The sequence below is a fragment of the Streptomyces sp. NPDC090088 genome (genome assembly GCF_044747345.1).
Taxonomy (GTDB): domain Bacteria; phylum Actinomycetota; class Actinomycetes; order Streptomycetales; family Streptomycetaceae; genus Streptomyces.
The window spans coordinates 296,590-316,446 of record NZ_JBIVDZ010000008.1; the positions used below are offsets into that span (position 1 = coordinate 296,590).

Sequence of the window (19,857 nt, forward strand, 5' to 3'; positions counted from 1 at the left end):
TGTCAGATACTGCCCCGCGCCCCTTTCGGGGCGCGGCTCAGCTCGGGGCGCTGGTCAGTCGAGGGCGTCTCCAAGCGCCTTCAGCCAGGCGTCGACCGGGCCTGCTGTCAGCAATCCGCTGCCCGCGCCGGCGAGTTGGCCGATGGCCGGGCGGAGGGCTTCCTGGCAGCGGTGGAGTGTCGGGCGGTCGTCGAGGTCCAGGGCGGCGGCCGCCACGACACACCACAGCGCCTCCTGCACGAGGTCGGCAGGGGGCTCGGGCAGCCCGCGGAGTGCTTCGCGGGCTGCCCTTTCGTCGTCGGCGGCGAGGGCTAGCGCGGGACGGATCCAGGGGAGGTACGGCCCCCAGTCGGCGGTCGGGCCGAGGGCTTCCCGGATGCCGTACGGTCGCCCCGCGAGGCGGAGGCAGAGCAACGCGAGCGGCAGCAGACCGTCGCGTACCCCGGGCATCCCCGGCCCGTCGAGGAGCCGGTCGACCTCGCGGTAGGCGTCTTCGACGGCTCCGCTCCCCACAGGCGGTCTCGCCTCCGCCGCCAGCCGCACCGCCCGGTATCCCGTCGTGAACACCCGTACCAGTGGCAGTTCATGACGGTCCGCCAGTCGGTCGGCCGCCTCGGCGTGTGCGTCGGCCGTGGGGAAGTCGGCGAGGGCGGACCGTGCCTGGACGCGGATCAGGTGGCCGAGGACCTCGTAGGCGGTCAGGCCGTGCCGCTGGGCGAGGGTGACCAGTTCGGTGCCGATGGTGTCGCGGCGTGGGGCGAGGCCGGGCCGGGTGCAGGACTGCATGAAGACGCCGTTGAGGGCGAAGGCGAGCAGGGCCGGGTCGTCCAGGCGGCGGGCGAGCCGTTCGGCCTCGGCGGCGGCTTGCGGGGCGCGGGCCGACCGGGTGCCGCGTGACTCCAGGGCGACGGTGGCGAGCAGCCGGCAGCGGGCCGTGTCCTGGGCGGGGGTGGCGGGGAGCCGGGCCAGTGCCCGTTCGGCGGCCTCGACGATCCGGGCGGCGCCCGCCGGATCGTCCGAGCGGGTCCAGATCGCGGGGACGTCGTAGGCGCCGATGACCCGGGCGGTGAGTTCCGGGTCGCCGGACTCCTCGGCCGCGGTGATCGCCGCGAGCCGGTGCTCCCGGGCGGCGGCCAGCCCGCCGGAGCCGGTCACCGCGAGGGTGCGCAGCAGGCCGACGGTCGCTTCGAGCCGGGCCCGGGCACCGGCGGCGACGGTACGGTCGTACGCCTCGGCCGCCCGGGACCACACCCGTGCCGCCGTGGCGCCGCGTTCCGCGTCCAGGCCGGGGTGCTGCGCGAGGACGTCGGCCTCCAGGCGGCGCAGGGCCGGGCCGGGGTCGACGCCGAGCTGGTCGGCGAGGCTGGCGCGGGCCCGGCGCAGCACGGCGAGGGCGTCGCCCTGGCGGCCGGTCCGGTACAGGGCGAGCGCCAGCAGCCGCCAGCCCTCCTCGCGCCACGGGTGCCCGGTGAGGTGGGCGTCCAGATCGGGCACCGCCTCGGCCGGCCGGCCCGCCGCCAGCAGCGCCCCGGCCCGCTGTTCCACCGCCCGCGGCCGCAGCTCGGCGAGGCGCGCCCGCTCGCCCGCGCACCACGCCTCGTCCGCGAACTCGGCGTAGGCGGGGCCGCGCCACAGCTCCAGCGCCGCCCGCAGCGACAGCGCGGCCCGCGCGGGTTCCTCCTCGGCGGCCGTCTCCACGGCCGTCTCGAACCGCCAGGCGTCCACCGCCTGGGCCCGCAGGGCGTAGCCGGGGCCGTCGGTGACCAGCAGCCGGGGCGGGGTGCGGGGCGGGCGGCCGGGTTCGAGGGCGCGCCGCAGATCGCCCACGAAGGTGCGGACGGTACCGACGGCGGTGGGCGGCGGCTCCTCCCAGAGGTCGGCGACCAGCCGGGCGACGGGGACGACCCGTCCGCGGGCGACGATCAGCCGGGCCAGCACGGCACGGTGCCGGGGGCCCTTCAGGGCGAGCGGCACACCGTCGTGCTCGGCCGTGACCGGCCCGAGCACCCCGAAGGCGACCTGGTCCCTGTCCCTGCTCACCCGCCCACCGTACGTGCTGCTGATCGGCTGCTGATCCGGGCACGGGAGCCTCGGCGCATGAACATCCCCGGTTTTCGGCAGCACCGCGTCCCGGTCGCGGACGGCGTGTCCCTGCACACGTCCGTCGGCGGCACCGGCAGTCCCGTCGTGCTGCTGCACGGTTTCCCCCAGACCCGTCTGATGTGGCGGCACGTGGCGGCCGGTCTCGCCGCCGACCACACCGTGATCTGCCCCGACCTGCGCGGTTACGGCGCCAGCGACAAGCCGGCCGACGTTGACGGGACGTCGTACGCGAAGCGGACCATGGCGGCCGATGTCGTGGCGCTCGCCCGGGCTCTGGGGCATGAGCGTTTCGCCCTGGCGGGGCACGACCGGGGCGCGCTGGTCGCGTTCCGGGCCGGCCTCGACCACCCGGACGCGGTCACGCACCTGGCCCTGCTGGACGTCCTGCCGACGCTGGACATGTGGAAGGTGCTGCGCGGGAGCACGGCCGCCGTGGCCTTCCACCTGTATCTGATGGCCCAGCCGCCGGGTCTGCCGGAGCGGTTGATCGGCGCGGCCCCTGACCTCTTCTTCGGTCACTTCCTGGACCTGTGGTCCCGTACCCCCTCGGCGATCCCCGCCGACGTCCGCGCCGACTATCTCGCGGCCTGCCGGGCGGCGGTGCCGTCGATCGTGGCCGACTACCGGGCCTCGGCGGGCGTCGACACCGAGCACGACCGGGCCGACCGGGCCGCCGGGAACGTGCTGCGGATGCCGGTCGCCGTGCTGCAGCAGGACTGGGGTGCCGCCCTCGGCTACGACGCGGCCGGGCTGTGGCGGGCCTGGGCGCCGGAGCTGGAGCACCGGACGGTGAGCTGCGGGCACTTCATGGCGGAGGAGGCGCCGGAGGAGGTGACCGCGGCGATCGGGAAGCTGCTCTCCCGCTGAGCGGGCGGGCGGCCCGGCACCGCTGGGGTGCCGGGCCGCCTTCGGCCGGGGGTCAGGCCTCGGAGAGGGTGATGTCCCGCTGTCCGGTGGCGTGGAAGGTCGGCAGCGGCAGGCCGCCCGAGGAGCGCAGCTCCATGATCGTGGCCTCGACGTGGGCCGCGCCGGGCTCCAGCTTCTGCGAGGTCACCTTGCTGGTGTTCGTCCAGCGGTGCTCGGCGCCGTCGCACACGGCCCGGGTGCCGCCGATGCCGTGGCGGTAGTTCGGCGAGTCCTGGCTGAGCGAGGAGCTGATGAACACCGGGCCCGTGCCGCCGGTGCAGGTGTAGGTGCCGCTGAGGGTGACCGTGCCGTCGGCGGCGAGCCGGCCGACCCGGTCGACGGTGACGGACTCGTCGGGGGCGGCGGTGGCGGGGCCGACCGCGGCACACAGCAGGGCGGCGGAACCGAGGGCCGCGGCGAGGAGGGGGCGTACGCGCATGGCTTCCTTCCCGGATCAGGGGGTGGGGGTATGCCCTGCATACCGGGCACCCTGGCCGCGAGGCGTGACCGTCACCCCTTCGGTGGCGCGTCCCACCCGGGCCCGGACACCGACCGCGCCGGACCGGAGGCGGTGGTTCATCCCGGACGGGCGGCGTCCGTGTCCGGGGTGTCTGTGAGTTGTCCGCGTGTTGTCACAGGTCGCGATGGGTGGTTCCCCGGCGTTCACGACCGGAGCATGGTCTGGGTATGTCTCTCGGCGAACGCGCCGCAGGCTTCCCGTGGAGGTGCGCCATGTGTTCCCACCAGTTCCCGAGCGCGACGGCCGACCGCGGCCTCTCGCACATCGTCGCCGCCCACCCCGAGCAGGGCTGGACCCTGCTGTGCGACGGGGCGATCGTCTTCGACGACACGGGTGAGCTGCACCCCGACGGCAGTGTGGTGCCGCCGCGGCGCGGCCCGGCCGAGCGGCTCGCCGTCGCCGCCTGAGCCGGCGCCGGGCGAGTCGGGGGGAGTACTGGCCGCGCCGCCGGTACAAAGGCCGCATGCCCCTCCCCGACGACCACGGCGGCTACGGCGAACGGCTGCTCGGGCAGTCCAGGCCCGGCGAGGCGGACCGCCTGGCGGCCCTGGCGGACGCCTGCGACCCGGCCACCCTCGCCGTACTCGACGCCCTCCCGCTCGCCCCGGACAGCCGCTGTCTGGACGTCGGCGCCGGCCTCGGCACCATCGCCCGCCGGCTGCTGGCCCGCTGTCCACAGGGCAGGGTCACCGCCGCCGACCTCGACACCCGGTTCCTCGACGGAACGGCCGATCCGCGGCTGGACGTCCGGCGGCTCGACGTCCGCACCGCCGACCTCCCGGCCGGCTCCTTCGACCTGATCCACGCCCGCAACCTCCTCGCCCACCTCCCGGACCGCGAGCGGGTGCTCACCCGGCTGGTGGGCTGGCTCGCCCCCGGCGGCTTCCTCTACGTCGAGGACGTGTCGTTCTTCCCGGTCGACTCCTCGCCGCACACCGCCTACCGGACGCTGATGCGGGCCGGCCTGGCCACCGTCGGCCGTACCGTCGGCAGCGACCTCGACGGCTGGGCCCGCTCCTACCCCGCCCCGCTGCTCGCCCGGGGCCTCACCGACGTCGGACTGCGGGTGCACTGCGGCCCGGTCACGGCGGACAGCCCGGACGGGGTGCTGTGGCGCCGGTCCCTGGAACAGGTCCGGGACGCCATCGTCGACGGCGGCGCGGCCACCGGGCGCCAGGTCGAGGAGGGGCTCGCCTGCTTCGCGGACCCCGCGTTCACCGACCTCGCGCCGGCCCTGGTCGCCGCCTGGGGCCGGGCCCCGCGTTCCTGACTCACGTTCAGCCGGGCACCTGAGGTGACCAGCAGTGATGCCGGGGACCTAAAATGATCAACGTGTCCGAGCCACACGCCCCGAGGTCCCTCATCGTCACGCTCTACGGCGCGTACGGCCGCTTCCTGCCCGGCCCGGTGCCCGTCGCCGAGCTGATCCGGCTGCTGGCCGCCGTGGGCGTGGACGCCCCGTCCGTACGCTCGTCGGTGTCCCGGCTGAAACGGCGCGGGCTGCTGTCCCCGGCCAGAACCGCGCTGGGCGCCGCCGGGTACGAGGTCTCCGCGGAGGCACGGCAGCTGCTCGACGACGGCGACCGCCGGGTGTACGCGGCGGCGCCGCCGCAGGACGCGGGCTGGGTGCTCGCGGTGTTCTCGGTGCCCGAGTCGGAGCGGCAGAAGCGGCATGTGCTCCGCTCCCGGCTGGCCGGGCTCGGCTTCGGCACGGCCGCGCCGGGGGTGTGGATCGCCCCGGCCCGGCTGTTCGAGGAGACCCGGCACACCCTGCGCCGGCTCGGCCTCGACCCGTACGTGGACTTCTTCCGCGGCGACCATCTCGGCTTCGCGCCCACCACCGAGGCGGTCGCCCGCTGGTGGGACCTGACGGCGATCGCCAAGGCGCACGAGCAGTTCCTCGACGCCCATGAACCGGTGCTGCGCGGCTGGGAGCACCGGACGGACACCCCGCCCGAGGACGCCTACCGGGACTATCTCCTCGCCCTCGACTCCTGGCGCCATCTGCCGTACACCGACCCGGGGCTGCCGACGGACCTGCTGCCCGCCGACTGGCCGGGCATCCGCTCGGCGGCCGTCTTCCGCGCGCTGCACGAGCGGCTGCGGGACGCGGGGGGCGCCTTCGTCGGCCTGTGAACACTCACACCCGCTGTGAATGGAACCAAGTCTGTGAAATGTTCATTGCAGGACCCTGTGACCTCTTGCGTACCACGAGTCACTCAGCTAAACCTCAGCTTCCTTAACCACTCCTCTCAGACTTCTTACCTACTCTTCGACGGGTCGTACGCGAGTTTGAGTAGTAGGTAAGGAAGAGGTCTGTTGCGGATGACCACCACGCCAAGGGCTCAGGGGGCCACGGTCTGGCTGACGGGGCTGCCGAGCGCGGGCAAGACGACGATCGCCCGGCTCCTCGGCGACCGGCTCAAGGCCCAGGGACATCGCGTGGAGGTTCTCGACGGCGACGAGATACGCCGCTTCCTCTCGGCCGGCCTCGGCTTCTCCCGGGAGGACCGCAACACCAACGTCCAGCGCATCGGACTGGTCTCCGAGGTGCTCGCGCGCAACGGCGTGCTCTCCGTGGTCCCGGTGATCGCCCCCTACGAGGACAGCCGTGAGGCGGTGCGGGCCCGGCACGAGAAGAGCGGGACGCCGTACCTGGAGGTGCATGTGGCGACCCCGGTCGAGGTCTGCAGCGAGCGGGACGTGAAGGGCCTGTACGCCAAGCAGGCGGCGGGCGAGATGACCGGGCTGACCGGCGTCGACGACCCGTACGAGCCGCCCGCCGACCCGGCGCTGGTGCTGCACACCGAGCACCAGACCCCGCAGGAGTCGGCCGACGCGGTGCACGCGCTGCTGGTCGAGCGGGGGCTGGCATGAGCACCTTCACGCTGTCCCACCTGGACGCGCTGGAGTCCGAGGCGGTCCACATCTTCCGCGAGGTGGCGGGCGAGTTCGAGCGGCCGGTGATCCTGTTCTCCGGCGGCAAGGACTCCATCGTCATGCTGCATCTGGCGCTCAAGGCGTTCGCCCCGGCGGCGATCCCCTTCTCGCTGCTGCACGTCGACACCGGGCACAACTTCTCCGAGGTCCTGGAGTACCGGGACCGCACGGTGGAGCGGCACGGGCTGCGGCTGCACGTCGCCTCCGTGCAGGACTACATCGACCGCGGCGTACTGCGCGAGCGCCCGGACGGCGTCCGCAACCCGCTGCAGACCGTGCCGCTGACGGAGAAGATCCAGAGCGAGCGCTTCGACGCGGTCTTCGGCGGCGGCCGCCGGGACGAGGAGAAGGCCCGCGCCAAGGAGCGGGTGTTCTCGCTCCGGGACGAGTTCTCGCAGTGGGACCCGCGGCGGCAGCGGCCCGAGCTGTGGAACCTCTACAACGGCCGGCACGCGGCCGGCGAGCACGTCCGCGTGTTCCCGCTCTCCAACTGGACCGAGCTGGACGTCTGGCAGTACATCGCCCGCGAGGAGATCGAGCTGCCGGAGATCTACTACGCCCATCACCGTGAGGTGTTCCGGCGCGGCGGCATGTGGCTGACCGCCGGCGAGTGGGGCGGCCCCCGTGAGCACGAGACCGTCGAGAAGCGCCAGGTGCGCTACCGGACCGTCGGTGACATGTCCTGCACGGGCGCGGTGGACTCCGACGCCGACAGCATCGAGAAGGTGATCGCCGAGATCGCCGCCTCCCGGCTCACCGAGCGCGGCGCCACGCGTGCCGACGACAAGCTCTCCGAGGCCGCGATGGAAGACCGCAAGCGCGAGGGGTACTTCTAAGCATGAGCACGACCATCGACACCCTGCGGTTCGCGACGGCCGGCTCGGTCGACGACGGCAAGTCCACCCTCGTGGGACGGCTGCTGCACGACTCCAAGTCGGTCCTCGCCGACCAACTGGAGGCCGTCGAGCAGGCCTCCCTCAGCCGTGGCAAGGACGCCCCCGACCTGGCGCTGCTCACCGACGGGCTGCGCGCCGAGCGCGAGCAGGGCATCACCATCGACGTGGCCTACCGCTACTTCGCCACCCCGAAGCGCCGGTTCATCCTCGCCGACACCCCCGGGCATGTGCAGTACACCCGGAACATGGTCACCGGCGCCTCCACCGCCGAGCTGGCGATCGTCCTGGTCGACGCCCGCAACGGGATCGTCGAGCAGACCCGCCGGCACGCGGCCGTGGCCGCCCTGCTCCGGGTCCCGCACGTCGTCCTCGCCGTCAACAAGATGGACCTGGTCGGGTACGAGCGGGCCGAGTTCGAGCGGATCGTCGCCGACTTCGCCGCGCAGACCGCCGAGCTGGGGCTCCCGGAGGTCACCGCGATCCCGGTCTCCGCGCTCGTCGGCGACAACGTCGTCGACCGGTCCGCGCGGATGGACTGGTACGACGGCCCGGCGCTCCTGGAGTTCCTGGAGAACGTCCCGGTCGCCGCGGACGCGGCCGACGCCCCGGCCCGTTTCCCGGTCCAGTACGTCATCCGTCACGGTGACATCCGTCACTACGCGGGCCAGCTGGTCTCCGGCTCGCTGCGGGTCGGCGACCGGGTCACCGTCCACCCGTCCGGGGAGACCTCCGAGATCGCGGCGATCGACGTGCTGGGCACCGCCGTCGGGTCGGCGCACGCCCCGCAGTCCATCGGGGTGCGCCTGGCCGACCAGCGGGACGTCTCGCGCGGTGACATGATCACCGCCGGAACCGAGGTGCCGGTGCTCACCCAGGACGTCACGGCGGCCGTCTGCCATCTGGCCGACCGGCCGCTCAGGGTCGGCGACCGGGTGCTGCTCAAGCACGCCACCCGGACCGTCAAGGCGATCGTCCGGGACCTGGCGGGCGCCGGCGAACTGACCGCCAACGACCTGGGCCGGATCACCCTGCGCAGTGCCGAGCCGCTGCCGCTGGACGCCTACGCGGTCTCCCGTCGTACCGGCGCGTTCATCCTGATCGACCCGGCGGACGGCGCGACGCTCACGGCGGGCATGGTCGAGTTCGGCTGAACCCAGCCGTCCGCGCACACGAAGATGCCCCCGGCGATCGCCGGGGGCATCTTCGTGTGCGCGGTCACCGCGTCACAAGGTCACGGCGCGTCAATAAGGCGGTAACAGTGGAGCCGGGCATGCGAGACGGGCCGGAGGGCGGGGTAAGCCACCCGTTACCGGGGCGAAGGTCCCGTCCGGGGGGCGCCGAGAGCCTCCGGGACCGGCCCCGTACCATTCCTACAGTTGAAAGCAGGACAAGCAGTGATCGCCTGCGCCATGAACGGAATCGCCGTGTACGAACCACCTTCCACCGCCTCCTGGCGCATCGCGCTGCCGCACACCGTCGCGGCCGTGCCGGTCGCCCGTGCCCTGGTGCGTTCGGCGATGGAGGAGACGGAGCACGCGGCGGACCCCGACACCGCCGAGCTGCTCACTGCGGAGCTGGTCGCCAACGCCGTCGAGCACACCGCGGGCAGGGGCCCGATAGAGCTGGTCGTCGAGCTGCTGCCGAGCGGCTGCAAGGTCGAGGTGCACGACCCGGACCCGGCGCCGCCCGGCCATCTCACCCGTCCGGTGATCGAGGAGCCCGACCCCATGCAGGAGGGCGGGCGCGGCCTGCTGCTGATCCGCGCCCTCAGCTCGTCCTGCGGGCACCGCCCCACCGAGTCCGGCAAGGCGGTGTGGTTCAGGCTTCCTGTAGTACCGCGTCAGTGGCGTCCGGCGTAGCGACGACCGCCGCCGTGGCCAGCGTCGAGTTGCGGCGCCCGTAGCCGAGGTAGACCAGCAGGCCCACCGCCAGGAAGACGGCGAACTGGAGCCAGGTCGTCCACCCGGTCTCGTACATCAGATAGAGGCAGAAGCCGACACCCAGCAGGGGCACGACCGGGTAGAGCGGGACCCGGAAGGTGCGGGCGAGGGCCGGTTCGCGGCGGCGCAGGGCGATCACCGCGATGTTCACCACGGCCATGATCGCGAGGGTGCCGACGGTGCAGAGGTTCATCACCGCGTCCAGCGAGGCGAAGGCCGCCGGGAGCGCGAAGACCACCGCCACGATCAGGGTGCCGGCGACGGGGGTGGCGGTCTTGGGGGAGACCTTCTCGAAGACGCGCGGGATCAGTCCGTCCCGGGACATGGACATCAGGATGCGGGTCTGGCCGTACATCACCGCGAGGACCACGGAGGCGATGGCGACGACCGCGCCGAAGGCGATCACCCCGCCGCCGACGGTGGACCCGGTGACCTCGTTGACGACGTAGGAGAGGGCGGCGGGGCGGCCGGCGACCTGGTCGCCGCCGATGGCGCCGGTCGCGGCGAGCGCGACCGCGCAGTAGAGCAGGGTGACCACGCCCATGCAGACGAGGATCGCGACCGGGATGTCCCGGCGCGGGTTCTTCGCCTCCTCGCCGGCCGTGGTGATCGCGTCGAAGCCGATGTACGAGAAGAACGCGGCGGTGGTGCCCGCGCCGATGCCGCCGAGCCCGGCCGGGGAGAACGGGACGAGGTTGCCGTCCTTGAAGGCGCTGAAGCCGATCGCGCAGAAGGCGACCAGGACGACCAGCTTCACGGCCGCCATCGCGGCGGTGGCCCAGGCGCTCTCCCGCACCCCGCGCACCAGCAGCACGGCGGCCAGCGCGATGACGACCACCGCGGGGAGGTTCACGATCCCGCCGTCGCCGGGGCCCGCGGCCAGGGCGTGCGGGAGCTGGAGGCCGGTGAGGCTGTGCAGCAGTTCGTCGACGTACTGGCTCCAGCCGACCGCGACGGCCGAGATCGAGACGCCGTACTCCAGGAGCAGGCACCAGCCGACCAGGAAGGCGGTGGACTCGCCGAGCCCGGCGTAGGCGAAGGAGTACGACGATCCGGAGACCGGGATCGCGCCGCCCAGCTCGGCGAAGGAGAGCGCGGTGAAGACGCAGGTGAGCGCGGCGAGCACGAAGGAGACGACGACGGCGGGGCCGGCCTGGGCGACCGAGTCGGAGAGGCCGACGAAGATGCCGGTGCCGACGATCGCGCCGATGCCGAAGCAGATCAGCTGGAAGAGGCCCATGGTGCGGCGGAGGCCGTGGCCCGCGCGGTCGGCGCCGGATTCGGCGACCAGCAGGTGCGGGGACTTGATGCGGGGCATGCGGGTGGTGCTCGTTTCTGGTGGTGCGGTGCGATCCGGGGTCGGTCGCGGCGGCGGCCCCGGCGAGGGGTGGTGCGGGGCCGCCGCAAAGGATAGGGCTGGTCAGGCCAGGGTGGCGACCAGGACGGCCTTGATGGTGTGCATCCGGTTCTCGGCCTCGTCGAAGACGACGGAGTGCTCGGACTCGAACACCTCGTCGGTGACCTCCAGCTCGGTCAGGCCGTGCCGCTCGTAGATCTCGCGGCCGACGTCGGTGCCGAGGTCGTGGAAGGCCGGCAGGCAGTGCAGGAACTTGACGTCGGCGTTGCCGGTGGCGCGCAGCACGTCCATGGTGACGGCGTAGGGGCCGAGCAGCGCGATCCGCTCGTCCCAGACCTCCTTGGGCTCGCCCATCGACACCCAGACGTCGGTGGCGACGAAGTCGGCGCCGCGCACGCCCTCCTTGACGTCCTCGGTGAGCGTGATCCGGGCGCCGGAGGCGGCGGCGAGCTGCTGGGCCAGGTCGACGATCGTGTCGTCCGGCCACAGCACGCGGGGGGCGACGATCCGTACGTCCATGCCGAGCAGGGCGCCGGTGACCAGGTAGGAGTTGCCCATGTTGTAGCGGGCGTCGCCGAGGTAGGCGAAGGCGATGCCGGTGAGCGGCTTGTCGCTGTGCTCGGTCATGGTGAGCACGTCGGCGAGCATCTGGGTGGGGTGCCACTCGTCGGTGAGGCCGTTGTAGACGGGGACCCCGGCGAACGCGGCCAGCTCCTCCACCACACCCTGGCCGTGGCCGCGGTACTCGATCGCGTCGAACATCCGGCCGAGGACCCGGGCGGTGTCCTTCACCGACTCCTTGTGCCCGATCTGCGAACCGGCCGGGTCGAGGTAGGTGGTGACGGCGCCCTGGTCGGCGGCGGCGACCTCGAAGGCGCAGCGGGTGCGGGTGGAGGTCTTCTCGAAGACCAGCGCGATGTTCCTGCCGCGCAGCCGCTGGGTCTCGGTCCCGGCCTTCTTGGCCGCCTTCAGCTCGGCGGCCAGCTCGACCAGCCCGCGGAACTCCTCCTGGGTGAAGTCCAGTTCCTTGAGGAAGTGGCGGCCGGCGAGGGCGGTCGGGACAGTCGCCATGGGGCGCTCCAGCGGTAGGGGGACAGGGTTCAGCTTCAGGGACCATGGAAGTCTATACGATGTTCCACATTTCTATACAGTCGGCCGTGCGGCCGGATCCGTCACACCGCGTCCCGCTCCACCGGGCAGCTCATACAGCGCGGCCCGCCCCTCCCTCGGCCCAGTTCACTGCCCGGGATCTCGATCACCTCGATGCCCTGCTTGCGCAGATGGGTGTTGGTGGTGGAGTTGCGTTCGTAGGCGACCACGACACCGGGTTCGACGGCGAGGACGTTGCAGCCGTCGTCCCACTGCTCGCGCTCGGCCGCGTGGACGTCCTGGGTGGCGGTCAGGACGCGGATCTCGTTCAGGCCGAGGGCGGCGGCGATGGCGCGGTGCATGTGCTCCGGCGGGTGGTCGGTGACCTTGAGCTCCTTCTCGCCGACGCCCGGTTCGATGGTGTACGAGCGGAGCATGCCGAGCCCGGCGTACTGGGTGAAGGTGTCGGCGCCGACCATCGTCATCACGGTGTCGAGGTGCATGAAGGCGCGCCGCTTCGGCATGTCCAGGGCCACGATCGTGCGCGCCGAGCCCGCCGCGAACAGCTTGTGCGCGAGCATCTCGACGGCCTGCGGGGTGGTGCGCTCGCTCATCCCGATCAGGACCGCGCCGTTGCCGATCACCAGGACGTCGCCGCCCTCGATGGTGGAGGGGTAGGCGGCCTGCCCCTCGGACCAGACGTGGAACGTTTCCGCACGGAAGAGGGGGTGGTGCCGGTAGATCGCCTCGAAGTGCACGGTCTCGCGCTGCCGGGCCGGCCAGCGCATGGCATTGATGGAGACCCCGTCGTAGACCCAGGCGGAGGTGTCCCGGGTGAAGAGGTGGTTGGGGAGCGGTTCGAGGAGGAAGTCGTCAAGATCCATGACGTGGAAACGAACGGAGGTGGGCTCCTCGTGCGCGCCCAGGAACTCCCGCTTGGTCATCCCGCCGACCAGCGCCTCGGCCAGCTCGCGTGCGGGCAGTTTCTCGAAGGCGGCGCGCAGATGATCGGTGGCGAGCGGGCCGTACTCCTTCTCGTCGAAGACCCGGTCCAGGACGAGGGTGCGGGCGGCCGGGATCTCCAGCGCCTCCTCCAGCAGGTCGCCGAAGAGGTGGACGGCGACGCCGCGGTCGCGCAGCACGTCGGCGAAGCCGTCGTGCTCGGCCCGGGCCCGGCGCACCCAGAGGACGTCGTCGAAGAGGAGGGCGTCCTTGTTGCTCGGGGTGAGCCTTTTCAGCTCCAGGTCCGGCCGGTGCAGGATGACGCGGCGCAGCCGCCCGGCCTCGGAGTCGACATGGAATCCCATGTCTCCATCCTGACCATCGGGGACCGCGTTCACCCCCTGCTTGACCGTTTCCTTTTCTCGTCCTCTTGACGACAAGCGCCGCACGCTGGATTATGGTCGTACTGACTCTAAATTACGAGGGGGGACCATGGCCGACATCACCCGGCGCCTCGGCAGGCGGCATCTGCGCGGGGTGCCGACGGCGCACGTCCGACACCACCGGGACGGGCGGCTGGTGCACGACGGACCGGGGCTCAGCTTCTGGTTCCGCGCGCTCACCGCGGCCATCTCGGAGATACCGGTCGACGACCGCGAACTGGCGATGACCTTCCACGCCCGTACGGCCGACTTCCAGGACGTGGCGGTGCAGGCGACGGTCACCTACCGCATCGGCGACCCGGCGGCGGCCGCCGCCCGCCTCGACTTCTCGATCGACCCGGACACGGGGGTGTGGCGGGGCACCCCGCTGGAACAGCTGGGCACGCTGCTCACGGAGACGGCCCAGCAGCACGCGCTGCACGTGCTGGCCCGGACCCCGCTGTCGGCGGCGCTGGTCGACGGGGTGGCGGCGGTGCGGGAGCGGATCGCGGCGGGGCTGGGGGCCGAGCCCCGGCTGCCGGCGACCGGCATCGAGGTGGTGGCCGTCCGGGTGATGGCACTGCGGCCGGAGCCCGAGGTGGAGCGGGCGCTGCGCACCCCGGCCCGGGAACAGATCCAGCAGGAGGCCGACCGGGCCACCTACGAGCGGCGGGCGGTGGCCGTCGAGCGGGAACGGGCGATCGCCGAGAACGAGCTGGCCAGCCAGATCGAACTGGCCCGCCGCGAGGAGCAACTCGTCGAGCAGCGCGGCACCAACGCGCGCCGCGAGGCGGAGGAGGCCGCGGCGGCGGACGCGGTCCACGCGGAGGCGGAGGCCGCCCGCACGGTGAAGCTCGCGGAGGCGGAGGCCGCCCGTTCCGTGAAACTGGCGGAGGCGGAAGCGGCCCGCTCCGTGACCCTCGCGGAGGCCGAGGCGGTCCGGTCCGTGAAGCTCGCCGACGCCGAGGCGGCCCGGGCGATCACGCTCGCCCGCGCCGAGGCCGCCGGGGCGCGGGAGGTCGGCGAGGCGCGAGCCGCGGCACAGGCGGCCTGGCTGCGCGTGCACAGCGAGGTCGACGTCGCCACCCTGCACGCCCTCACCGGCACCCGGCTCGCCGAGAACCTCCCACGCATCGACAGCGTGACCGTGTCCCCGGACGTACTGACAGGACTGCTCGCGAAGCTGGGCTCGGGGGAGCAGGCGTGAACGGGGTACGCGGAGTGCGGGGGGTACGGGCCGAGAGGCGTACGGCGGTGCCGACGGCACGGGCGCGGGTGCCCGGGCTTCTGGCCGAGAGGCGCGCGGCACGGGTGGCGGGCGGGGCCGGGCCGTCTGCCTCGGCCGCGCCTGCCCGCGAACTGCCCGTCGGTGGGCCGGAGGGGTGGCGCGAGCGCCGAGATGGCTCGGCGGCTCCCTTCGCTCGGCCGCGCCGGCTTTCGGGGGCGGCGAGTGCGGCGCGGCCGAGGGCATGGGCGGCGGGCGGTGCCGAGGTGTCTGTCTCGGCCGAGTGTGCCCGCGGACTGGTCGGCGGTGGGCCGGAGGGGTGGCGTGGTTGGCGGGGCGGCTCGTCGGTTTCTGTCGGATGGTCGGGGGGGCTTTCGGGGGTGGGGCCGTGAGTCTTGCGCCGCGTGCAGTGGTTGTTCATCGGACCACGGAGTACGAGGAGTTGGTGGCGCACCACGGGACGCACGGACAGGCCGCGTTCTTCCTGTCCTCCCGGGGGCGGAGCATCGAGGAGGTCGCGGAACGGCACCGGCGGACCCGGCGGGCGCTCGCCGAGGTGACCTCGGCGGTGCCGCTGACCTGGCGTCAGGCCCGGGTGGAGCGGTCCGACCTGGACCGTTTCCTGTTCGCGCCGGAGGACGTGGTCGTGGTGGTCGGCCAGGACGGGCTGGTGGCGAACGTCGCCAAGTACCTGGACGGCCAGCCGGTGGTGGGCATCGACACCGACCCCGGCCGCAACCCCGGTGTCCTGGTACGGCACCGGCCCGAACAGGCGGCCGTGCTGCTGGCCTCGGTCGTGGCCACCGGCGTCGACGAGCTGACGATGGTCGAGGCGGTCGCCGACGACACGCAGCGGCTCGTGGCGCTCAACGAGATCTACCTGGGTACCGCCGGTCATCAGACCGCCCGATACCGCCTGGGCCTCGAGAACGACGGGGGTGTCGTCGAGGCCCAGGCATCCTCCGGGGTGCTGGTGGGCACCGGCACCGGGGCCACCGGCTGGCTGCGCTCGCTGTGGCAGGAGCGCGGCACCCGGCTGCCGCTGCCCTCCCCCACCGAGGACCGCCTGCTGTGGTTCGTCCGGGAGGCCTGGCCGTCCCCGGCGACCGGGACCTCCCTGGTCGCCGGGGAGCTGAAGGACTCGGCGTCCCTGACCCTCACGGTCGAGTCGGACCGCCTGATCGCCTTCGGCGACGGCATCGAGACCGACGCCCTGGAGCTGACCTGGGGACAGACCGTCCGGGTGGGGGCCTGCGACCGGCGGCTCCGGCTGGTCGGCTGAGGCCCTGAGGCCGGTCAGAGCCGGGGGTCGACCGGCTCCGACTCCAGGGCCAGCACCCCGAACACCGCCTCGTGGACCCGCCACAGCGGCTCGCCGTCCGCGAGGCGGTCCAGGGCCTCCAGGCCCAGGGCGTACTCGCGGATCGCCAGGGACCGCTTGTGGTTGAGGAAGCGGCCGCGCAGGCGGGTGAGGTTGTCGGGGCGGGTGTACTCGGGGCCGTAGATGATCCGCAGGTACTCCCGGCCGCGGCACTTGATGCCGGGCTGGACCAGGCGGCCCTCCCGGTCGCGGACGACCGCGCCGAGCGGCTTGACGACCATGCCCTCGCCGCCCCGGCCGGTCATCTCCAGCCACCAGTCGACGCCGGCCCGCACCGACTCCGGGTCGCCGGTGTCGACGTACAGGCGGCGGGTGGTCTGCAGCAGACCGCTCGGGTCGTGCTCCACCAGCCGGTCCAGGAGGGCGAGTTGCCCGTCGTGCGGGAGCGCGGCGAGGCTGCGGCCCTGGACCGCGAGGATCTGGAAGGGGGCGAGGCGCACCCCGTCCAGGCCGTCGGTGGTCCAGCAGTAGCGGCGGTAGGCGTCGGTGAACGCGGCCGCGTCGGCGGCGCGGTCACGCTGCCGGTCGCGGAGTTCGCCGACGTCGACACCGCGCGCCGCCGCGCCCTCCAGGGCGGCCAGCGCGCCCGGGAAGACCGCGCCGGAGGCGGCGCCGACCGCCGCGTACTGGGTGCGCAGCAGGCCGGAGGCCTTCAGCGACCAGGGCAGCAGCTCGGCGTCCAGGAGCAGCCAGTCGGTGGCGAGTTCGTCCCAGAGACCGGCCGCGTCGACCGCCGCGCGGATCCGGCCGAGGATCTCCTCGGTCACCGACTCGTCGGCGAAGAACGGGCGTCCGGTACGGGTGTACAGGGAGCCGGTGGGTCCGGGGGCGACGCCGAAGCGCTTCTGTGCCGCCTCGGCGTCCCGGCACACCAGGGCCACCGCCCGCGAGCCCATGTGCTTCTCCTCGCACACGACCCGGGCCACTCCGTCCCGCGCGAACTGGGCGAAGGCCTCCGCCGGGTGCTCCAGATAGCCCTCCTCGTGACTCGTGGCGGTGGGCGCCATGGTCGGCGGGAGGTACGGCAGCAGGCGCGGGTCGATCGCGAAGCGGCTCATCACCTCCAGGGCCGCCGCCGCGTTCTCCTCGCGGACCGCGATCCGGCCCTGGTACCGGGTCTCGACGACCCGCCGGCCCTGGACGTCCGCCAGGTCCAGCGGCCGTCCGTCCTGGCCGCCGGGTGCCTCCGTCCGCAGCGGGCGGGCCGGCTCGTACCAGACCCGCTCGGCCGGTACGTCGACCAGCTCCCGCTCCGGCCAGCGCAGCGCGGTCAGCTTGCCGCCGAAGACCGCGCCGGTGTCCAGGCAGATGGTGTTGTTCAGCCAGCTCGCCTCGGGGACCGGGGTGTGGCCGTAGACGACGGCCGCGCGGCCCCGGTAGTCCTCGGCCCACGGGTAGCGCACCGGCAGGCCGAACTCGTCGGTCTCGCCGGTGGTGTCGCCGTACAGGGCGTGCGAGCGGACCCGGCCGGAGGTGCGGCCGTGGTACTTCTCGGGCAGCCCGGCATGGCAGACGACCAGTTTCCCGCCGTCGAGGACGTAGTGGCTGACGAGTCCGTCGATGAACTCCCTTACCTGCTTCGTGAACTCCTCGCTCTCGCCGTCCATCTGCTCGATGGTCTCGGCGAGTCCGTGGGTGTGCTGGACCTTGCGGCCCTTGAGATACCGCCCGTACTTGTTCTCGTGGTTGCCGGGCACGCACAGGGCGTTGCCCGACCCGACCATCGACATCACCCGGCGCAGCACGCCAGGACTGTCCGGGCCGCGGTCGACGAGGTCGCCGACGAAGACGGCGGTACGGCCGTCGGGGTGCACACCGTCGGCGTAGCCCAACTTGGCCAGCAGCGACTCCAGTTCGCTCGCGCAGCCGTGGATGTCGCCGACGATGTCGAAGGGGCCGGTGAGGTGGGTCAGGTCGTTGAACCGCTTCTCGGTGACGACGGTCGCGGACTCGGCCTCCTCGACACCGCGCAGGATGTGCACCTTGCGGAAGCCCTCGCGCTCCAAATGCTTGACGGAGCGCCGGAGTTCGCGGATGTGGCGCTGGATGACCCGGCGCGGCATGTCGGCCCGGTCGGTGCGGGCCGCGTTGCGCTCGGCGCATACCTCCTCGGGCACGTCGAGGACGATGGCGATGGGCAGCACGTCGTACGTCCGGGCCAGGTCGACCAGCTGCTTTCGCGACTCCTGCTGCACGCTGGTCGCGTCGACGACCGTGCGGCGCCCGGCGGCCAGTCGCTTGCCCGCGATGTAGTGCAGGACGTCGAAGGCGTCCTTGGTCGCGCTCTGGTCGTTCTCGTCGTCGGAGACCAGGCCCCGGCAGAAGTCGGAGGAGATCACCTCGGTCGGCTTGAAGTTGCGGCGCGCGAAGGTGGACTTGCCGGAACCGGAGGCGCCGACGAGGACGACCAGGGAGAGGTCGGTGACGGGGAGGACCCGTCCGGTGCGCTGTGTCCCGGTCATGCTGCCTTCGCCTCCTTCGCGGCGGACGTGGTGGTGTTGATCTCGAACACGGCCATCTGGGTGGGCGGCCCGACTTCGGGGTCGTCCGGCCCGACGGGGGTGAACTCGACGCCGTAGCCGTGGAGTTCGGCGACCCGGTGGGCCCAGGCGCGGAACTGCTCGCGGGTCCACTCGAAGCGGTGGTCGCCGTGCCGGACGTGTCCGGCGGGGAGAGTCTCCCAGCGGACGTTGTACTCGACGTTCGGGGTGGTCACGAGGACCGTGCGGGGGCGGGCCGTGCCGAACACCGCGTATTCCAGGGCGGGCAGCCGGGGCAGGTCGAGGTGCTCGATCACCTCGCTGAGCACGGCGGCGTCGTATCCCTTGAGCCGCTGGTCGGTGTAGGCGAGCGAGCCCTGGAGGAGCTTGACGCGGGCGGCCTGCCGCTCCCCCATGCGGTCGAGCTTGAGCCGTCGGGAGGCGATGGTGAGCGCGCGCATCGACACGTCGACGCCGACGATCTCGGTGAAGGACGGGTCCTTCAGCAGCGCCTGCACCAGTTGGCCCTGCCCGCAGCCGAGGTCGAGGACACGGGCCGCGCCGGAGCGCTTCAGGGCGGCGACGATCGCCTCGCGTCGCTGCACGGCGAGCGGGGTCGGCCTCTCCTCGGTCTCCGTCTCGTCCTCGACCGCGTTGTCGAGGTCCTCGACCTCGCTGTCGTCGGCCTCGGCGAGCCGGACCAGCTCCAGCCGTTCCATGGCCTGCCGGGTCAGCGACCAGCGGCGGGAGAGGTAGCGGCTGGTGATGAGCTTCTGCTCCGGGTGGGCGGGCAGCCAGCCCTCGCCGGCCCGCAGCAGCTTGTCGACCTCCTCGGAGGTCACCCAGTAGTGCTTGGCGTCGTCGAGGACGGGGAGCAGGACGTAGAGGTGGCGCAGCGCCTCGGAGAGGGTGAGCGTCGCGGACTCCAGGACCAGGCGGACGTAGCGCGAGTCCCCCCACTCGGGGAACGCGGTGTCCAGGGCGACCGGTTCGGCGGTGACCGTCCAGCCGAGCGGCTCGAAGAGGCCGCGCACCAGGTCGGGGCCGCCGCGGGCGGGCAGCGCGGGGACCTCCACGCGCAACGGCCTCGGCTGTGCCGGGGCGTCGGGCAGGGCCCGGCACACCCCGCGCATCGCGCTGGAGAAGACGTTGCCGATCGCCACGGCGAGCAGCGAGGAGGCCGCGTACGGGCGGTCGTTGACGTACTGCGCGAGCGCCGCGTCGGGCGCCCCGCCGCGCCCCTTGCCCTTGCCGCGCCGGACCAGCGCCACCGCGTCGACCTCCAGGAGCAGCGCCGCCGTGCAGCGCGGGGCGTCCGCCTCGGGGTAGAAGACGTGCGCGACGCCGTAGGAGGTCGAGAAGGTCTGCGCGTTGTCGGGGTGCTTGTGCAGCAGGTACCCGAGGTCGGTCGCGGGACGGTCGGCTGTGCCGGTGGTGGTGATCGTCAGGAACACGGTGGATCGCCTCGAAAAGGGTCAGGGAAGAGTGCGAAAGCGCTGGTCGTGCGCGTGTCCGCGGTCCCAACGTACCTAGGTTCGCGGGGCGGACGCGCGGAATTTCGGTGCGGCAGCGCCCCGAAGGGGCGCGGGGAACTGCGCGACCGGCCACGACGGCGCCGCAGACGGCAGACGGCAGACGGCAGACGGCGAGCGGAAC

The 19,857-nt window shown here is 73.0% G+C and carries 17 protein-coding genes; 10 read left to right on the forward strand and 7 right to left on the reverse strand.

Annotated elements, in window-relative coordinates; translation table 11 throughout:
• Positions 1–54 precede the first annotated feature (54 nt).
• The gene (locus ACIPSJ_RS35335; protein ID WP_401351938.1) at positions 55–2,040 is read right to left on the reverse strand and encodes a BTAD domain-containing putative transcriptional regulator; all 1,986 of its coding nucleotides are present in this window, start codon (positions 2,038–2,040) and stop codon (positions 55–57) included.
• 57 nt (positions 2,041–2,097) lie between these two features.
• Here ACIPSJ_RS35335 and ACIPSJ_RS35340 point away from each other — a divergent pair, with 57 nt between their 5' ends.
• Entirely contained in the window at positions 2,098–2,970 is an 873-nt protein-coding gene (locus ACIPSJ_RS35340) for an alpha/beta fold hydrolase (RefSeq protein ID WP_401351941.1), read from the forward strand.
• Positions 2,971–3,022: 52 nt separating this feature from the next.
• Here the strand turns inward: ACIPSJ_RS35340 and ACIPSJ_RS35345 are convergent, their stop codons facing one another.
• Positions 3,023–3,448 (reverse strand): DUF6299 family protein, encoded by a 426-nt coding sequence (locus ACIPSJ_RS35345; RefSeq protein ID WP_401351944.1) that lies wholly within the window; start codon positions 3,446–3,448, stop codon positions 3,023–3,025.
• 293 nt (positions 3,449–3,741) lie between these two features.
• Between ACIPSJ_RS35345 and ACIPSJ_RS35350 the strand changes: the two genes are divergently transcribed.
• The 7 genes from ACIPSJ_RS35350 (at position 3,742) to ACIPSJ_RS35380 (ending at position 9,224) form a co-directional block, all read left to right on the forward strand.
• Positions 3,742–3,936: a DUF5999 family protein gene (locus ACIPSJ_RS35350; protein WP_365685862.1), complete on the forward strand. Its 195-nt coding sequence runs from the start codon at positions 3,742–3,744 to the stop codon at positions 3,934–3,936.
• Between the two features lie 56 nt (positions 3,937–3,992).
• A complete protein-coding gene (locus tag ACIPSJ_RS35355) occupies positions 3,993–4,799 on the forward strand; it encodes a class I SAM-dependent methyltransferase (protein ID WP_401351947.1) in 807 nt (268 codons plus the stop codon).
• A gap of 53 nt (positions 4,800–4,852) precedes the next feature.
• A complete protein-coding gene (locus ACIPSJ_RS35360; protein ID WP_359217282.1) occupies positions 4,853–5,665 on the forward strand; it encodes a PaaX family transcriptional regulator C-terminal domain-containing protein in 813 nt (270 codons plus the stop codon).
• Positions 5,666–5,854: 189 nt separating this feature from the next.
• Positions 5,855–6,406 carry an adenylyl-sulfate kinase gene (cysC, locus tag ACIPSJ_RS35365; protein ID WP_355724153.1) on the forward strand — a complete coding sequence of 184 codons (552 nt, stop codon included), beginning with the start codon at positions 5,855–5,857 and terminating at the stop codon, positions 6,404–6,406.
• Positions 6,403–7,305: a sulfate adenylyltransferase subunit CysD gene (cysD, locus tag ACIPSJ_RS35370; RefSeq protein WP_401351951.1), complete on the forward strand. Its 903-nt coding sequence runs from the start codon at positions 6,403–6,405 to the stop codon at positions 7,303–7,305. Before cysC ends, cysD begins: the two co-directional genes overlap by 4 nt.
• A gap of 2 nt (positions 7,306–7,307) precedes the next feature.
• Positions 7,308–8,516, forward strand: a complete 1,209-nt coding sequence (locus tag ACIPSJ_RS35375; protein ID WP_359226241.1) for a GTP-binding protein — start codon at positions 7,308–7,310, stop codon at positions 8,514–8,516.
• Between the two features lie 258 nt (positions 8,517–8,774).
• Positions 8,775–9,224, forward strand: a complete 450-nt coding sequence (locus ACIPSJ_RS35380; protein ID WP_355710157.1) for an ATP-binding protein — start codon at positions 8,775–8,777, stop codon at positions 9,222–9,224.
• Here the strand turns inward: ACIPSJ_RS35380 and ACIPSJ_RS35385 are convergent.
• The 3 genes from ACIPSJ_RS35385 to ACIPSJ_RS35395 form a co-directional block, all read right to left on the reverse strand.
• On the reverse strand, positions 9,184–10,623 hold the full coding sequence (locus ACIPSJ_RS35385) for an amino acid permease (RefSeq protein WP_401351954.1): 1,440 nt from the start codon (positions 10,621–10,623) through the stop codon (positions 9,184–9,186). The two genes, ACIPSJ_RS35380 and ACIPSJ_RS35385, sit on opposite strands and share 41 nt — an antisense overlap.
• Positions 10,624–10,725: 102 nt before the next feature.
• A complete protein-coding gene (gene argF / locus ACIPSJ_RS35390) occupies positions 10,726–11,733 on the reverse strand; it encodes an ornithine carbamoyltransferase (RefSeq protein ID WP_393654586.1) in 1,008 nt (335 codons plus the stop codon).
• Positions 11,734–11,834: 101 nt separating this feature from the next.
• The gene (locus ACIPSJ_RS35395) at positions 11,835–13,058 is read right to left on the reverse strand and encodes an arginine deiminase (RefSeq protein WP_359226246.1); all 1,224 of its coding nucleotides are present in this window, start codon (positions 13,056–13,058) and stop codon (positions 11,835–11,837) included.
• Positions 13,059–13,185: 127 nt separating this feature from the next.
• On the opposite strand from ACIPSJ_RS35395, the gene ACIPSJ_RS35400 reads away from it, so the two are divergent.
• Positions 13,186–14,322, forward strand: a complete 1,137-nt coding sequence (locus tag ACIPSJ_RS35400; protein ID WP_401351958.1) for an SPFH domain-containing protein — start codon at positions 13,186–13,188, stop codon at positions 14,320–14,322.
• A 406-nt stretch (positions 14,323–14,728) separates the two neighbouring features.
• A complete protein-coding gene (locus ACIPSJ_RS35405; protein ID WP_401351960.1) occupies positions 14,729–15,622 on the forward strand; it encodes a hypothetical protein in 894 nt (297 codons plus the stop codon).
• A 14-nt stretch (positions 15,623–15,636) separates the two neighbouring features.
• On the opposite strand, the gene ACIPSJ_RS35410 is transcribed toward ACIPSJ_RS35405, so the two are convergent.
• On the reverse strand, positions 15,637–18,183 hold the full coding sequence (locus ACIPSJ_RS35410) for a polynucleotide kinase-phosphatase (RefSeq protein ID WP_401351963.1): 2,547 nt from the start codon (positions 18,181–18,183) through the stop codon (positions 15,637–15,639).
• On the reverse strand, positions 18,180–19,655 hold the full coding sequence (locus tag ACIPSJ_RS35415; RefSeq protein WP_401351966.1) for a 3' terminal RNA ribose 2'-O-methyltransferase Hen1: 1,476 nt from the start codon (positions 19,653–19,655) through the stop codon (positions 18,180–18,182). Before ACIPSJ_RS35415 ends, ACIPSJ_RS35410 begins: the two co-directional genes overlap by 4 nt.
• Positions 19,656–19,857: the final 202 nt, after the last annotated feature.

Coding starts and splice junctions, on each gene's coding strand:
- ACIPSJ_RS35395 (WP_359226246.1), bottom strand. CDS start 13,058: ATGGGATTCCATGTCGACTCCGAGGCCGGGCGGCTGCGCCGCGTCATC.
- argF (WP_393654586.1), bottom strand. CDS start 11,733: ATGGCGACTGTCCCGACCGCCCTCGCCGGCCGCCACTTCCTCAAGGAA.
- ACIPSJ_RS35375 (WP_359226241.1), top strand. CDS start 7,308: ATGAGCACGACCATCGACACCCTGCGGTTCGCGACGGCCGGCTCGGTC.
- ACIPSJ_RS35355 (WP_401351947.1), top strand. CDS start 3,993: ATGCCCCTCCCCGACGACCACGGCGGCTACGGCGAACGGCTGCTCGGG.
- ACIPSJ_RS35400 (WP_401351958.1), top strand. CDS start 13,186: ATGGCCGACATCACCCGGCGCCTCGGCAGGCGGCATCTGCGCGGGGTG.
- ACIPSJ_RS35410 (WP_401351963.1), bottom strand. CDS start 18,183: ATGACCGGGACACAGCGCACCGGACGGGTCCTCCCCGTCACCGACCTC.
- ACIPSJ_RS35350 (WP_365685862.1), top strand. CDS start 3,742: ATGTGTTCCCACCAGTTCCCGAGCGCGACGGCCGACCGCGGCCTCTCG.
- ACIPSJ_RS35345 (WP_401351944.1), bottom strand. CDS start 3,448: ATGCGCGTACGCCCCCTCCTCGCCGCGGCCCTCGGTTCCGCCGCCCTG.
- ACIPSJ_RS35340 (WP_401351941.1), top strand. CDS start 2,098: ATGAACATCCCCGGTTTTCGGCAGCACCGCGTCCCGGTCGCGGACGGC.
- cysC (WP_355724153.1), top strand. CDS start 5,855: ATGACCACCACGCCAAGGGCTCAGGGGGCCACGGTCTGGCTGACGGGG.
- ACIPSJ_RS35385 (WP_401351954.1), bottom strand. CDS start 10,623: ATGCCCCGCATCAAGTCCCCGCACCTGCTGGTCGCCGAATCCGGCGCC.
- ACIPSJ_RS35360 (WP_359217282.1), top strand. CDS start 4,853: ATGATCAACGTGTCCGAGCCACACGCCCCGAGGTCCCTCATCGTCACG.
- ACIPSJ_RS35380 (WP_355710157.1), top strand. CDS start 8,775: ATGAACGGAATCGCCGTGTACGAACCACCTTCCACCGCCTCCTGGCGC.
- cysD (WP_401351951.1), top strand. CDS start 6,403: ATGAGCACCTTCACGCTGTCCCACCTGGACGCGCTGGAGTCCGAGGCG.